This is a genomic window from Prevotella sp. MA2016, from assembly GCF_000619825.1.
In the GTDB taxonomy this organism is placed as follows: Bacteria; Bacteroidota; Bacteroidia; order Bacteroidales; family Bacteroidaceae; genus Prevotella.
The window spans coordinates 503858-519392 of sequence record NZ_JHUW01000006.1 but is presented as its reverse complement, the minus strand read 5'-3'; the positions used below and the strand labels follow the sequence as shown (position 1 = coordinate 519392).

The 15535-nt window shown below is 52.5% G+C and carries 14 protein-coding genes; 7 read left to right on the top strand and 7 right to left on the bottom strand.

Annotated elements, in window-relative coordinates:
- Nucleotides 1-9 precede the first annotated feature (9 nt).
- The 5 genes from T360_RS0101920 (at nucleotide 10) to hemL (ending at nucleotide 6675) form a co-directional block, all read left to right on the top strand.
- Nucleotides 10-2040, top strand: a complete 2031-nt coding sequence (locus T360_RS0101920; RefSeq protein ID WP_155949352.1) for a TonB-dependent receptor — start codon at nucleotides 10-12, stop codon at nucleotides 2038-2040.
- A 202-nt stretch (nucleotides 2041-2242) separates the two neighbouring features.
- On the top strand, nucleotides 2243-3769 hold the full coding sequence (gene hemA / locus T360_RS15605; protein WP_051523283.1) for a glutamyl-tRNA reductase: 1527 nt from the start codon (nucleotides 2243-2245) through the stop codon (nucleotides 3767-3769).
- Nucleotides 3766-4401 (top strand): uroporphyrinogen-III synthase, encoded by a 636-nt coding sequence (locus tag T360_RS0101910; RefSeq protein ID WP_028911291.1) that lies wholly within the window; start codon nucleotides 3766-3768, stop codon nucleotides 4399-4401. Before hemA ends, T360_RS0101910 begins: the two co-directional genes overlap by 4 nt.
- 5 nt (nucleotides 4402-4406) lie before the next feature.
- Entirely contained in the window at nucleotides 4407-5381 is a 975-nt protein-coding gene (hemB, locus tag T360_RS0101905; RefSeq protein ID WP_036928460.1) for a porphobilinogen synthase, read from the top strand.
- Nucleotides 5382-5397: 16 nt separating this feature from the next.
- Nucleotides 5398-6675 carry a glutamate-1-semialdehyde 2,1-aminomutase gene (hemL, locus tag T360_RS0101900; protein WP_028911289.1) on the top strand — a complete coding sequence of 426 codons (1278 nt, stop codon included), beginning with the start codon at nucleotides 5398-5400 and terminating at the stop codon, nucleotides 6673-6675.
- Here the strand turns inward: hemL and T360_RS0101895 are convergent.
- The 4 genes from T360_RS0101895 to T360_RS0101880 are packed head-to-tail and all read right to left on the bottom strand — an operon-like array spanning nucleotide 6672 to nucleotide 12452.
- Nucleotides 6672-7937, bottom strand: coding sequence for a GMC family oxidoreductase N-terminal domain-containing protein (locus T360_RS0101895; RefSeq protein ID WP_028911288.1), 1266 nt, complete (start codon nucleotides 7935-7937; stop codon nucleotides 6672-6674). The two genes, hemL and T360_RS0101895, sit on opposite strands and share 4 nt — an antisense overlap.
- Nucleotides 7938-7943: 6 nt before the next feature.
- Entirely contained in the window at nucleotides 7944-8471 is a 528-nt protein-coding gene (locus T360_RS0101890; RefSeq protein WP_155949351.1) for a hypothetical protein, read from the bottom strand.
- Nucleotides 8455-11133: an AMP-binding protein gene (locus T360_RS14390; protein WP_051523282.1), complete on the bottom strand. Its 2679-nt coding sequence runs from the start codon at nucleotides 11131-11133 to the stop codon at nucleotides 8455-8457. Before T360_RS14390 ends, T360_RS0101890 begins: the two co-directional genes overlap by 17 nt.
- Nucleotides 11112-12452 (bottom strand): polysaccharide pyruvyl transferase family protein, encoded by a 1341-nt coding sequence (locus tag T360_RS0101880; RefSeq protein ID WP_028911286.1) that lies wholly within the window; start codon nucleotides 12450-12452, stop codon nucleotides 11112-11114. The genes T360_RS14390 and T360_RS0101880 overlap by 22 nt, the downstream gene beginning before the upstream one ends.
- A gap of 178 nt (nucleotides 12453-12630) precedes the next feature.
- Here T360_RS0101880 and T360_RS0101875 point away from each other — a divergent pair, with 178 nt between their 5' ends.
- Nucleotides 12631-13428, top strand: a complete 798-nt coding sequence (locus T360_RS0101875) for a ThiF family adenylyltransferase (protein WP_028911285.1) — start codon at nucleotides 12631-12633, stop codon at nucleotides 13426-13428.
- 20 nt (nucleotides 13429-13448) lie between these two features.
- Here the strand turns inward: T360_RS0101875 and T360_RS0101870 are convergent, their stop codons facing one another.
- Nucleotides 13449-13829 carry a RidA family protein gene (locus T360_RS0101870; protein ID WP_028911284.1) on the bottom strand — a complete coding sequence of 127 codons (381 nt, stop codon included), beginning with the start codon at nucleotides 13827-13829 and terminating at the stop codon, nucleotides 13449-13451.
- Nucleotides 13830-13838: 9 nt separating this feature from the next.
- Nucleotides 13839-14381, bottom strand: coding sequence for a TlpA family protein disulfide reductase (locus T360_RS0101865; RefSeq protein ID WP_028911283.1), 543 nt, complete (start codon nucleotides 14379-14381; stop codon nucleotides 13839-13841).
- 258 nt (nucleotides 14382-14639) lie between these two features.
- On the opposite strand from T360_RS0101865, the gene T360_RS0101860 reads away from it, so the two are divergent.
- Nucleotides 14640-15281, top strand: a complete 642-nt coding sequence (locus tag T360_RS0101860; protein WP_028911282.1) for a response regulator transcription factor — start codon at nucleotides 14640-14642, stop codon at nucleotides 15279-15281.
- Nucleotides 15282-15348: 67 nt separating this feature from the next.
- On the opposite strand, the gene T360_RS16120 is transcribed toward T360_RS0101860, so the two are convergent.
- Nucleotides 15349-15450 (bottom strand): smalltalk protein, encoded by a 102-nt coding sequence (locus T360_RS16120; protein WP_155949350.1) that lies wholly within the window; start codon nucleotides 15448-15450, stop codon nucleotides 15349-15351.
- Between the last annotated feature and the right edge of the window lie 85 nt (nucleotides 15451-15535).

Genomic DNA, 15535 nt, shown 5'->3' with positions numbered 1-15535 from the left:
TATGGTTGTATGAACAGAAAATATAGCTTCATTCATAGGTTTGGTTTGTGTTTGGTTCTTGTTTCAGGGCAGTCGTTCATGGCTGCCCCTACTTATTCACAAACACCCAGCACCGACAGCATACATCGCGAGGCATCGCTCTCAGAGGTAACCGTCACTTCTGTCGTAGGTGCCAAGCGCAAGGTGGCAGGCAAAGGGCGCTCAGCCTCAATCGAAGAGCATCTGCTGCAGTTGGGGCATGTTGACATGGTGCGCCGTGGCAATTATGCTTGGGAACCCGTTGTAAACAGCATGGCCACCGAGCGCGTATCCACCACCATCGATGGCATGAAGATATTCTATGCCTGCACCGACAAGATGGACCCCGTGACGAGCTATGTGGAGAGTGGCAACCTGCAGCGCATCCGTCTTGACTCCGGTCTCGACGGTAATCCACAGGCCACCGGCAATATCGGTGGTAGCATAGACCTGAAACTGCGCAAGGCAGGATTTGACGCCAAGTCGCACGCATATAATGCCACCATGGGCTATGAGGCCAACGGGCATCTGCAGGTGTATGGTGCCGATGCAGCATTCTCCACCGATAGATTCTATAGTAATGTGGGAGCCTTTTACCGCCATGCAGACAACTACAAGGCTGGTGGACATGAGGAGGTGGAATTCTCACAGTTCCAGAAGGTGAACACATTTCTGAATCTCGGTTGGCAACCGGTCAAGAATCACATCATCGAGGGTACTGTCATCTTCGATCGTGCCACCGATGTGGGCTATCCTGCCCTCACCATGGACGTGAGCGATGCCACAGGTTTCATCTCGTCGCTCTCCTACCGTCGCGAGCAGTTGCATGGACTTTTCTACCGTTGGGAGACCAAGGCTTATTACAACCATATCACCCACAATATGGACGATACCCATCGTCCCGATGTGGTTATCCACATGGACATGCCAGGGCGCAGCAGCACCACAGGTCTCTATAGCCTATTGCAGGGCAGCAGTGCCAACCACCAATATCAACTCAACTACGATGCCTATTACAACACCCTCTTTGCCGATATGACGATGTATGTTAAAGGCGCCAAACCCATGTATATGCTCACGTGGCCCGATGTGGGCACCCTGAGTCAGGGACTGGCACTGACTGACGACATCCAACTGGCACCCCATCACACCATCCATCTGTCGGCCAAGGGGGCATGGCAATATCGCCGCATCAACGATGATGAAGGTTTTCGTGCACTGAGCATCTATTTTCCTGGTATGGAGCGCACAGCATCCGACCTGACAGGACGCGTGGCATTTAGCTATGCTTACAGACACAACGGTTGGAAACTGGCTGTGGGCACAGGCTATGGCAGTCGTACCCCCTCTGTCACTGAGGCCTACGGCTATTTTCTCAACAACACCTTCGACCGCTACGATTACATCGGCAATCCCAACCTGAAGCATGAGCGTGCTTTTGAACTCAACGGCTCACTGGCCTGGACATCCGAAACAGTTGAAGCCAGTTTGGAGGCCAATACCTTTTTCTTTCAGAACTATATCATCGGTACCCCCGACGAACGCCTGTCACCCATGACCATCGGTGCCGAGGGTGTAAAAGTGTATCACAACCTGAACGACGCACAGATCATCAATGCCGCAGCCGTGGTAAACTGGCAGTTGACCGACTGGCTCAGTTGGCACAATCGCCTGACCTATAGCTATGGCAAGGAGAACACCGGTGCCCGACTGCCCATGATAGCCCCACTCACCTATCAGGGTGCACTCAAGTTATTCTGGAAGAACCTTGAGTCGGAAGCCGGCGTACAGGCTGTGGCACGCAACAGTCATTACGGCAGCAAATACGGTGAGACCCCTACGGCAGGCTATGCCATCTGGCATTTCAACATTGGCGGTCATTTCCAGTTTGGCACCGTAGGCACCGACATCCACCTTGGTGTAGAAAACCTTTTCGACCGCCATTACTCCACCTATTCCGACTGGAATCACATTCCCCAGAAAGGTCGGAACATCTATTTCAATCTTTCTTTCCAGCTATAATAACATATTAAATAATTGTTAGATATGAAGTTCTTTGCTAATATTTGTATCTTTGCAGCCGAAAACGTATGGTCAGATTCGTGTGTAGCCACCATGGTAAACCACGATGAATCCATATAAATAGGGATTGCGAAAAAAACGCAGAACCACTACCTTTGCACCCGATTTCAATGATAACGAGAATCGGATTTAAGCAATAGGTATGATACAATACAAATCCATCAACCATCTCAACACATCGCTAGATGAACGTGAGAATTACTTCAAACAGCTAAACCGCGATACCGAGAGTCCTTCGGTGTTTCTTCAGACATGCAACCGTGTAGAGCTCTACTACGGCGATGGCGAGGTACCCGACGACGTGGCACGCCACTTGTTTCGTGTGGTATGCGGCTTAGAGTCGGCTATCGTTGGCGAGCGTGCCGTACAGGGTCAGGTGAAGGAGGCCTATCAGAATGCCCGCAACAGCGGCAAGAAGCTGTCAGCAGGACTGCACAAGCTCTTTGAGTGCGCTCTGCAGATAGGCAAACGCGTAAGAACAGAGACACAGATATCACAAGGTGCCGTGAGCCACAGTCTGGCAGCCATCGAGATTATCGAGCAGCAGCATCTGGACCTTGTGAATGCCCATATCACCATCATCGGTGTGAATAAGTTGACCGAGGATATCATCAAGTTCCTGAAGAACAAGGGTGCCAAGGTGATGATGCTGGCCAACCGCACGGAAGAGAAAGCCCGCAAGATGGCAGCACCTTACGGCATAGACGTGCGACCACTGAACGAGAAAAATGATTTCCTGAAGGATACTGACATTCTGATCAGTGCCACATCATCTGAGCACGCCATCATCTACAAGGAAGACTTGAACCCTGAGCGTCCCTTGCTAGCCATCGACCTGGCTTTCCCACGTGATATCGACCCTGCAGTGGTTGACTACCCCAACGTGACGCTCTATAATCTGCAGGATGTGGAGCGCAAGGTGCAGGACAACATTGCCATCAGAGGCGATGAGGTGAAGAAAGCCGAGCTCATGATTGAGGAGGAGATAGGACTGCTACGCGAGATTATGGAGCGCCGCCGCAGTCATAACACCGTTCGCATTGTGGCGCGCAGCAGCAAACTGTCGCAACTGCAGGTGCAGGAAGTGATGAACCGCCTGCCCGACGTGGCCTATAAACTCAAGATACAACAGTCATTTGGCGATAAGCACCAGAAGATATCGCTGCTGAATGGCGAAGCCCCCGACGACATGTTCACCCGCGAACTAGACCAAGCCCTGCTGAAGGGTGAGGCCGACATTGCCATCCACTCGGCCAAAGACCTGCCCGAACGGCTCAATGGCGGACTGGAGGTGATAGCACTCTACGAGGCTTTCGACAAGACCGACTCACTGGTGAGCCGCAACCATCTCTCGCTGGCACAACTGCCTGCTGGCAGCAAAATAGGTACCAGTTCACCGCTGCGCCGCAAGGAACTGATGGCCCTGCGACCCGACGTTGAGATAGTAGGCATCCGCGGATGTATTGAAGACCGCGTACAGCAGGTGCGCAACGGTGAGGTGGATGCCGCCATCGTGGCCACCTGTGCCTTGAAGCGATTGGGGATGGAAGATGAGATAACCGAGGTGCTGCCTTTTGCCACGCATCCCATGCAGGGCCGACTGGCCATCACCGCACGCAAAGGCCGCGAAGACCTGAAAACCCTCTTTGCCAAAGACAGCATCCTATGACCACACTCTATACAGGCATCGTCAGCCACGACAATCAGGAGCAGCTGCAGCAACGCTATGGCGCTGATGTGGTGTGCACCCCGCTGATAGAGATTGTGCCCGTGAGCGACGAGCGCACACTGCAGGAAACCGCAGCAGGCATCAACAGCTACGACTATCTGCTTTTCACCAGCAGGCATACCGTCAAGCACTTTGCCAAGTTTCTGCATCAGCCCCTGCCACCATCGGTGCGCATCGTGTCAATCGGCTGCACTACCACTGCCGCTCTGCAAAAGGCTGGGTTTAAGGATATCAGTCAAACTGCCAGCGACAACTCATATGGTGTTATCGAGTGGTTCAGCCAGCAGCCCCGAGGCCATGTTCTCATACCGCGCTCCGACATAGCTCTGAGCATCATCCCCGACGGTTTGCGCTATCGTGGCTTCCAGGTGACCACCGTCACCGCCTATCACAACCGCATGCCGGAAAATCCGCAGAAGGTGGATATCAGCACCATCGACCGCATTGTGTTTACATCGCCATCCACCGTGAGCCATTTCATCAGTCTATATGGCTCATTACCCACCGACAAGGTTTATGAGACCCGAGGCCCCATCACCCGCAATTATTTCGAAACCCAATTTAAAATATAAACGATATGAAACGATTCAGAGAATTCAGAAAGGACCAAGCTACACGCGACCGCTATGCCGACGTGAGTGTAGATGTGAAAGACTTTATCTACCCCTACTTTGTAGTAGAAGGTGAGCATGTAAAGGATGAAATCAGCACGATGCCAGGCATCTACCGTTTCTCTATCGACACCCTCGTTGAGGATATCAAGGAAATCTACGCCCTGGGCATCGACAAGGTGCTGCTGTTTGGCGTTATTGAGGATTCACAGAAAGACGAGCGCGGCTCACTGGCTTATGCCGAGGATGCGCTGGTTTGCCGTGCCGTCATGGCCATCAAGGCAGCCCAGCCCGAGGTGTGCGTCATCACCGATGTTTGTCTGTGCGAATATACCAGTCATGGCCACTGCGGACTGCTGCACGACCATGATGTAGAAAACGACTCTACCCTGCCCCTGCTGGCTGAGATGGCTTACGTGCATGCCAAGGCCGGTGCCGACTTCGTGGCTCCTTCGGCTATGATGGACGGACAGATTGAAGCGCTGGACAAGCGTCTGCGCGAGGCCGGTCTGCGCGACAAGTGCAAGATCCTGGCTTACTCGGCCAAGTATGCTTCGGCCTTCTATGGCCCATTCCGTGATGCTGCCGACTCGGCTCCTGCCTTCGGCGACCGTAAGACCTATCAGATGGACTACCGTACCCACGATCAGGGTCTCGATGAGATTGCCGCTGATATTGAGGAGGGTGCCGACTGGACCATGGTGAAGCCCGCCATGCCTTATCTCGACATGATAGCTCGCGGTGTGGAGCGATTCCCTAACATCCCCATGGTGGCTTATCAGGTGAGTGGTGAGTATTCGATGCTGAAGGCTGCTGCCAAGTTGGGTTATCTCGATGAGCAGCGCGTGGTTTACGAGAGTCTGATTGCCATCAAGCGTGCTGGTGCGCAGTATATCATTTCGTATTACGCTAAGGAATACATGGAAAAATTTAAAAATTAAAGAATTGAAAAATTAAATGATAAACGAACGTATAAAATCTGCGGCGGCTTTTGAGCAGGCACTGAAGGTGATTCCCGGCGGTGTGAACAGTCCGGTGAGAGCGCTGAAGAGCGTGGGCACCACACCCCTCTTTGTGAAGGAGGCCCAAGGAGCCTATTTCACCGATATCGATGACAACCGCATCATCGACTTCTGTATGTCGTGGGGTGTGTTTATTCTGGGGCATAACAATGCGCGTGTCAGTCAGGCTGCTATCGACGCTGTAGGTCGTGGCAGCAGCTACGGCATCCCTACCGTGAGCGAGACCACCTTGGCCGAGAAAGTACGTCAGGCATTCCCATCTATGGAGCGCCTGCGCTTTGTGAACAGCGGCACCGAGGCCACCATGTCGGCCATCCGTGTGGCACGTGGCTTTACTGGTCGCAACATTTTGGTGAAGTTCGAGGGCAACTATCATGGTCATGCCGACCACCTGCTGGTATCGGCTGGTTCGGGTGTGGCCAATATCTCTAACGCCTCATCTGCCGGTGTGCCCGATGGATTTGTGAAATATACAGCCGTGCTGCCTTATAACGACACCGAGGCCCTGCGCCAGTTCTTCAGCGAGCATGGCCATGAGGTGGCAGCACTCATCATCGAGCCTGTGGCTTGTAACATGGGTGTGGTGGTACCTACCGAGGACTTCCTCAAGGCTACCCGCGAGGTGACTGAGCAGTATGGTGCCATCTTGATTTTCGACGAGGTGATTACCGGTTTCCGCCTGTCTCTGGGTGGTGCGCAGCAGCGCTTCGGCATCAAGCCCGATATGACCACCGTTGGTAAGATTGTAGGTGGCGGATTCCCAGCAGCCGCCTTTGGTGGTCGCGAGGATATCATGAAGGTGCTGGCTCCCGACGGCCCTGTCTATCAGGCTGGCACACTGAGTGGCAACCCTGTGGCTATGGCAGCAGGTATCGAGACGCTCACACAGCTGTCGCGCCCTGGTTTCTACGATGAGCTCGAAGCCAAGAGCGATGCCTTCATTGCTAAACTTGAGCAGATTATTGCTGGCAAAGGTATTCAGTTGAACCGTTGTGGCTCGATGTTCACATTGTTCTTCAACGACAGTGCGGTGCGCAATTTCAAGGACACACAGCGCTCCGATCAGCAGCGTTTTGCCCGCTACTTCCGCAACATGCTCAGTCGCGGCATCTACGTCAGTCCGTCGCAGTTCGAGGGCAACTTCATCTCCGAGACTCACACACCTGAGATTCTCGATTATGTATTACAAAGCATAGCCGAAAGTATTGATTAACTTTCGGCTATGATCTTAGTGATGCGCTTGGCCAGTGCCATGATAGTCAGGATGGGTGGCAACCCTAATGACTGCGGCAGCAGCGAAGCATCGCAAACATAAAGATTATCGGGCAACAGTGGCGAGTGGAGTGTCTCCGCTTCGGCCTCAGTCAGTGGCAGCATACCACCTGGATGCCCAGCGTTGAGCGTGCCAAGGAAGACATCCTCTTTTTTGGCACCCATACGTAATAACACCTCACGACAGTCGTCCACACCTTGCTGAAGGCGCAAATGGTCCATCGCTGTCAGTTTCTTCTGCATTTTATTGTGGTGCACATCACCCTGCTCTACATCGGCCAGTTTGATCATCAGACTGACCATACCATCCATGGGCTTATACCACTTGCGGTTGAAGAAGAAGCTGAGCCAGTCCATATAGGGTGAGATGATATACTTCTCGCGCATGCTCACGAAAGGCATGAGCAACTGATGGTCCTGACGGGCTTTCTCCATAGGTGCAGCCACACAGAGCACAGGATCTACGAACAGACGGGGCTCGCACTCGATGCCCGACGCACGCAGAATATCCGGGGTGCCATAACCGCCAGCAGCCACAATCACCACATCGGCATCGAAGGTCAGGTGCTGCAGACCTTTGGTGGCATGCACACGCTTGGCCTTACCATCGCCAATCTCGATACGGCTGACACGACAGTTGGTCACCACATTGATGCCATCAAGCAGCTCGCGCACATCCCACTTGGCACGCGTAGGGCAACCGATAGAGCAATGGCCACACATACGGCAACCATTGGGACGCAACAGCTTTGGCATGGGTTTTGGATCCAGCCCCATCTCCTGCATCACCTTGAAAGTCTGCTTGGTGATAGAGTTCCAGTAGCGCTGATGATCGGTGGTGATGGGCAGTTCGCGATTCAGCTCTTCGAATTCGGCATCCAGGTTGATGCCAATCTTCTTCAAGCCCTCGTCGGCACGCACGGCATTACCCGTGGCCAGTGTTGTGGTGCCACCCACGCCACGGCCATACACCATCACCATGTCTTTATCGCGGTCGATACGCATCGATGGCAACAGCAGCTGAATCATGCGCTCATCGAAGTAGATACCAGTCTTGCGAAACATCGCCAACTTATCGAGCGAGAATGAGAATGGCTTGAAATTGCCACCGGCCTCCAGCACAGTCACGTCGAAGTTTTTTGCCAGCATGCGGGCTGCCATAGCTCCACCGGCTCCACTACCAATAACGATTGCTTTCTTCATGTTCCTTTATATATTAATGTTTTTGTTTGGTTCTTTTTTGATCACTGCCTTACAGCAACTGCACCCTTCGGTGATGCGCTGACTGAAGTGCAGCTGACCGGCAGCCAGACCAGTGATGCCACGGATGATGCCATCATCCAGGGCCGAGGCTGCCCGGCAAACAGCAGGCGTGTAGAAACGACTGAAATAACAGCTGTGGAAACACAACTCATCATCAGCCGTAAACTGCATGTTGATGCCTATATGACGATAAAGCTTCACCACCAGTCGCTGTGCAGCTTTGTTGCTGCACACGAAGAAGAGCCTGCGCAAGCGGCACCCCATCAGATAGGCCTCGCTATTCATGCGCTGCAGCAACTGCCTGCTGGCTCCACCCTGCAGATGGCGGTTGGTATAGGTAGCATAGGCACGCAAGGCATCGGCACTGGATAATGTCCAGATGCGTTCTGCAGGCTGCTGAATAGCCTTGGCTGTGAGGTTCATCAGCAGCTGCAGTTCCACGCGTGCGTAAAGATTGCTAACCATACAGTTCATTGATTTCTTTCTGATAATGCGCTATCACCACCTGTCGCTTCACCTTCAGACTGGGTGTCAGCTCGCCACGACCTATCGTCAGCGGCGTGTCGATGATTTTGTAGCGCTTCACCTGTTCCGGATGCGACAGTTGAGCGTTCATGCACTCTATGTCGGCAGCCAGATGCGCGGTGTCGCCAATGGTCCACAGCAGTGCGGTGCAGTAAGGACGCTGCTCGCCTACCAGCACGGCCTGATCCACACATGGGATGTCCATCAGTCGCTGTTCAATCTTCGTACAGTTGATGTTCTTGCCGTACGAGGTGATAAGCATGTCTTTCTTTCGGCCGCTGATATACACATTGCCTGCGTCATCAAGATAACCCAAGTCGCCTGTGTACAGCTTGCCGTCCCTGAAGGTATCACTATCCAGCTGATAGTAACCCAGAGCCACCTGCGGACCACTCACCACCAGCTCGCCATCGGCAGAGGTGCTGACGGTGGTGTCGGGCAGTGGCTGGCCGATACTTGGCACCACATTATGCCCCAGTCGGTTCAGCGTGATGAGCGGTGCCTCGGTCTGTCCGTAGGCATTGTGAATCTCGATACCTAACTTTCGGAAATGCAACAGCAGCTCCTCGCTGATGGGGGCTGAGCCCACCAGCAACTGATTACACTGATCGAGACCGGCCTTTCGCAACACCATCCGACGCAGCATGCGCCCTGCGAGTCGTTTCAGCATGCCATCGCTCATCTTCAGGTAGCAGCGGCCTACGGGATTCTGCTCTATCTGCTCCCACAACTTCTCATAGAATCGTGGTACCGAGAAGAACACCGTCGGGCGCACTTTGGGCAGGGCACTGGTGAGCAACTGGAAGTCGGTCAGATAATAAATCTTAGCCTTGCACAGCATGCAATAAGGTGCATAGGCAGCCAAGATACCCTCTACCACATGACTCATCGGCAGAAACGAGAGGTATCTCATCTCGCTGTTGCGGTCGCGCCACGACAGCAAGTTTGTAAGAACTTGGCCCATCCATTTCAACTGGTTGAAGTTGAACATCACGCCCTTAGGTTCGCCTGTGGTGCCTGATGTGTAGCGGATGGTGGCCAATTCCTGACTATATATTGAAAGTTTTGTGTTTCGTATGTTGAGTGTTGAGTGTTCTTGCGTCCCTCCGGTAGCAAGCGAGCAAAGCTCGAGCGGAGGGTTGAGAGGACCGAACTTGATGATCTGCACGGGCAGACCGTCGGTATTCTTCATCACGCGCTCGTCACCAACAAAGAACCAGCGTGCACCGCTCTTTTTCATCAGCAGGGCAATCTCGTCGGCAGGTGTGGTGTAATAGATGGGCACACTCACGGCACCAAGCAAACCGATGGCATTGTCGATGGCAGCGTGCTCGGCACAGTTGATGCCCGAGAGTGCCACCGCATCACCGGCCTTCACACCGATGGTTTTCAACTTCGACACATACATATCTACCAGTGCATTCATCTCGCGGCCTGATACGCGCTCCATGCCCTTGGCTGTGATATTATAATAGGTGATGGGATAGTGCTTGCTGGCACGACGGGTTACTGCCTGCTGGAAGATGGTCTGATCGGTGAGTCGCATAAAATTATGACGACAAGCGAAATCCAGCATTCTGGGCACAAACTCACGCCAGTCGAGCGTATATTCTCCACCATACAGATTGGTGTTGGTACGATCGAAGATATGGTCGTCGAAGAAATAAGGCATCAGCGCCGTCAGATTCGACAGGATGGTGCGCTTCTTCTCGTCCTTACCCTCGTTGTAGCGGCGACCGATGTTGCGCAGAAATGGCATTGGCAGATAGATAGGCTTGGGCACGTCAATCTGCAACTGCTCCTTGGCCCATGCTCTCACCGCCTCTACCAGATCTTCCACAGTGGGCAGCATGCTGTTAGGAGCTGTCAGGTGGAAAGTGCTATACTCTGCAGCCGTTGTCAGCGTCAGGTCGGCCACCATTTTTGCCACATAATCCACGGGCACCACGTTCACCGTCTGCTGACGGCTCACAGGCATCACGCGCATCTTACCCTGCAGTATCAACTTGAGCACATAATAAACGGTGTTGAACACGCTGGTTCTACCCGTCTGACTATTGCCCACAATCATACCTGGTCGGCACACAATGAATGGCAGACCAGAGTCTCTTACAATCTTTTCGGCCTCGGCCTTGCTACGCTCGTAGTGTGTATAAAACTCGCTTCCTAATGGTGCTGACTCGGCTATGCGCCCCGTCTGCATGCCAGCCACATAGGCTGTTGAGATATAGGTGAAGCGCTTCAGCATGGGCAGGCCCTCGGCCATCTCCACCACGTTGCGCGTACCGTCAACATTAATGCTGCGCAACTCCTGGCGCGACTTCTGCACACCCGTTTCGGCAGCACTGTGAATCACGTGCGTCACATGGGGTGGCACGTTCATCATGCGCTGGGTGATATCCCCCACCACCGGTAATATGCGACTACCCACGGCAGCCACCAGCTGCTCGCTGTCGCTCCAGAGCGCACGCAGTCGGCGCTCTGCATCATCATCATTCTCGGCTCTCACCAGCACATAGATGGTACTCTGGGTAGTGGCAAGCAAATATGCCACTACCTCAGTTCCTACCAGTCCAGTAGCGCCTGTAATCAAAATTGTGTTTTCAGCCATGTCGTAAAGAATTGGCTCATCGCCTTTGTTTTGCGTTTATACTCAGAAAGGTGGCGCTTAATGGCCTCACTTATTTCCTGCTCATGCTCTCCGGCAATGCGCAAGGAGTTTGTTATCCTGTTTTCTAAATCTTCATCATTAGCATGGTGCAGATAGCCGTCGGCCAGCTCCACCTCGCGCATCACACCATTCAGGCGGGCATCGATAGATACGGCCACGATGGGGCAGGCTTTCTCCATACTCAGCACCGATGCATGGTAGCGCGATGTGAGCAGGATAGAGAGCTGGCGCAGCAGACTTGTCATCTGAAACACGTCGTTTGTTTTCGAGGTGAAGATGGCATGCTTACCATCTAAACGGCGGGCCAGCTGTTCGCACACACTGGCATCCAGTTTCTCCATGCCCAGCACCACCACAAAAGCGTCATGCTCCTTGCTGTACTTGTTGGTGGCAGCGGCCATCGCCTGCAGGTAATGTTCGAACTGTAGGCGACGCTCTGCACTGTCACTGAAAAAATAGAATTTATCGTATTGCAATGAAAAATCACGTGTCAGCTGTGCCTTCAGCCAGCGTCCTATCGACGGGCGCACCGGCCAGCAGAAGGGGTTCAGCGGTGCCACTCCCATCAGCGGCTGCTTGCCGTCCCAGCCTGCCTGTATCAGGCACTGGCGGGCCCACGACTCATCGTCGGCACTGCTCTCGAAGGTCCAGGCCGTGTCGGTACCTACATGTCCTTTCAGTCCCAGAGCCTGCAGATTGCGCAATGACTCTTCCGTGCGCACCATGAAATAGGTGTCGCGACACATGTCGCTACTCAACCGAGCCAGCCAACCCGACAGACTGCCCACCTCAGAACCATAAGCCATACAAGGCTTGCCCTGACGGCGCATCACGCCTGCTGCCTCGCAGAAGAACACGCAGAGGGCCTCGGCAAAGGTGGGTGTGAGTGTGGATCCCTCGCATAATATCGCAACATGATGCTGCGAACAAGCACGCATCAGCTTGAGCACGAATACGGTTGAGAAATGTAACAGCTTGATCTGTTTCGAGAAGTAGCCGGCCACGTTATCCATGTCGAGCGTCATCACGGTGAGCTCGGATGTATGTGCCCCCATGGCCTGCTGCAGCTGCTGCACCAATGCCACCACGCGTGCGTCAGCACCTGTGTTGCGAGCGCCGTTGTAGCCAACCAAGAGAATCTTGAGGGGCTGTCCCTGCGTGTGACTCTCAAAACGAGCCAGTCCCAGGCGCGAAAGAGGCTTCGCAAAGCCCGAAAGCCATACCACTATACGTACTATAAAAGATAGAATTCTGTCCATTTACAACTATATCATACTCATTTTGCGGTGCAAAGTTACAAATAATAGGTTGTATCGCGAGCGATTTATGTTAAACTTTAAGTATGTTTAACAATATATCGTCTGCGATACATAAAAAAGATTAAAGCGCATCGGCGTTCATGATTTTTTTGTACCTTTGCAGCCAAATTTAAACAAGATGGCAATACAAGACGCAATTTTCAGACGTTCGGAGCTTCTGCTTGGCAATGAAAGCATGGACATGATAGCACAAAAACGAGTGATTATTTTTGGTGTAGGCGGTGTAGGCTCATGGTGCGCCGAGAGCCTGATACGCAGTGGCATACGCCAACTGACGATTGTGGATAGCGACCGCGTGTGCATCACCAACATCAATCGCCAGCTCATGGCCACCACCAAGACCATCGGACAGGTGAAGGTGGATGCACTGAAGGAGCGCCTGCTCACCATCAACCCTGCAGCCGAGATTACTGCCCTGCAAAAGATTTTTACGGCAGAGAATGCGCATGAGTTTGAGCTGGAGAGCTATGACTACATCGTTGACGCCATCGACTCGCTGAAAGACAAGGCTGCCCTGATATTGCTGGCTTGCAAGACCCAAGCCAAGTTCTTCTCATCGATGGGTGCAGCCCTGAAGCTGGACCCCACACGTATCAAGGTGACTGAATTCTGGAAGGTGCAAGGCGACCCTCTGGCACGCGCGCTGCGCAAGAAATTCAAGAGTCAGAAGCAGTTCCCCAAGCACAAGTTCCAGTGCGTGTATAGCGACGAGCTGCTGGAGAACCGCGGTCACAATGCCACCTGCGGCACCGAGAAATGCATGTGCCCCAAAGCCCAAAATGGTCCAGGAGACCAAAGTCTGCTGAACCATGAATGGTGCTCATCAAAAGCACAAATAAACGGAACCTTGTCGCATATCACGGCCATCTTCGGCTTTATGCTGGCAGGACTGATTATTGAGGACGCTGCCTCTTGATACAAAAACTATAGGTGCGGTTATGCCTTCTCGGCTATCACCTCTATCTCTACCAAGGCACCCTTAGGCAGCGTCTTTACAGCCACAGCCGAACGGGCTGGGAATGGCTCTGCAAAGAACTCGGCATAAACGGCATTCATATCGGCAAAGTCGGCCATATCAGCCAGAAACACAGTGGTCTTAACCACGTTGGCCAGTGATGTGCCAGCCTCTTCGAGAATGGCCTTCACATTGGTGAGCGACTGGCGGGTCTGACCCTTGATACCACCCTCGGCAAACTGGCCTGTAGCAGGGTCGATGGGTATCTGTCCTGATGTAAACACGAGATTACCCACCTGGATGGCCTGACTGTAAGGACCGATGGCTGCCGGAGCCTTTGGAGTGCTTATTACCTTTTTCATATATATACCTTATTTCTTTTTCTGTGAAAGATATTTTTCCAACTTATCCACCACTACTGTGGCCAGATCAATCTTACCCTCGGGGTTGATCACTACGATGGATGGAATCCACTTCACACCGTAGGCCTTAGAGATGTCTGTATCGTGGAATTTCTTGAGCTCGCTCACCTGCAGATACTCTATACCAAACTGCTTGACCACCTTGCGCCATGCATCCACATTGGTATCCATCGACACACCTACAAACACCACATCGTCAGAGTGATAGGCATTATAGAGCTTCACCACCGCTGGGGCATCCTTGCGGCAATCGGGGCACCACGATGCCCAGAAATCCAGCACCACCGTCTTTCCCTTCAGCTCGCTCAGCTGGAAGGGCTTGCCGTCGATGGTGTTCATCTTGAAGTCGGGTGCCACTGTTCCTGGCTGCAACAGCTCGGTAGCATACTTGGCATCCAGATCCTCCTCGGCAGCCTGCGCCTTCACGTCGATGACAGCCACACTCGCCATGAGTGCCACCATCAGGCTTACATACATTTTTCTTATCTTCATCTTATTTCTAATTTAATTCCGGATGCAAAAGTAAGCATTCTTTTACAAAAAACACACCAATCTATCATTTTTTAATAAAAAATACCACACGTTTGGTATATCAGTTTAGAATATTATTCTATGAAACGGGCTCTGGCACTCAAAAGAAAAGAAAAATAGTCTAAACAAGCAACATTTGTAGATAAATTATCTGTTTTTTGGCAATTATTTGGAGGTTATATCTAAACTTCGTATCTTTGCACCCAAAATCTGAACAATATGGCAAAGTATATATTAGCTGACAACCAAGAAATCACCCGATTCGCCATCGACAGTCTGTTGCGACAAGATGAAGAGAATCAAATCTACCGTGCCTCAGACAAGACCAGTTTGGTAGAGCAACTCAAGGAGCACGAGAATGCTATTGTTGTGCTCGACTACACACTATTCAACTTTGCCGATGAAGACCAGCTGCTCATTGTGAGCGAGCGCTTTGCCTTGTCGCAGTGGCTGCTCATCAGCGAGGAGCTCACCCCCCAGTTTCTGCGCCGCGTCATCTACTCTTCCCACCAGTTTAGTGTGATTTTCAAGGATGGCCCGATGAAGGATCTGCGCGATGCCCTGCGCGCTGTGACCCACCACGAGCGCTTTATCAGTCAGCGTGCCCTCGAAGTGATTATCAGTCAGCAGCAAGACGAGGAACGTCCCGACATCCTGACTGCCACCGAGGCCGAGATTGTGAAGGCCATTGCCCAGGGCAAGACCACCAAGGAGATAGCCGAAGAGCGCTACTCCAGCATCCACACCATCACCACCCACCGCAAGAACATCTTCCGCAAGCTGGGCATCAACACAGCCCACGAAGTGATAAAATACGCCATCCGCGCCGGCCTGGTAGATCCTTCGGAGTTTTATATATAAAAAAAACAGGGAAGGAGAAACATTCGTTTCCCCTCCCCCAAGCCTTTCGACTCATTAACCATTCAGCTTAATACCCCATACACGAGGTAGTGCCCAGCGCCGTGATTATCGCCGACGCAATCGACGCTATCAGCTGCGCCACAAACTTAATCGTCTCTTTCTTGCTCATAACTCAATTTTTGCATTTTTGCATTTTCAATTTTTGCATTTTTACATTTTTCAATTTAAAGTTGGGTGGGGCCGAAGCCCCAAAC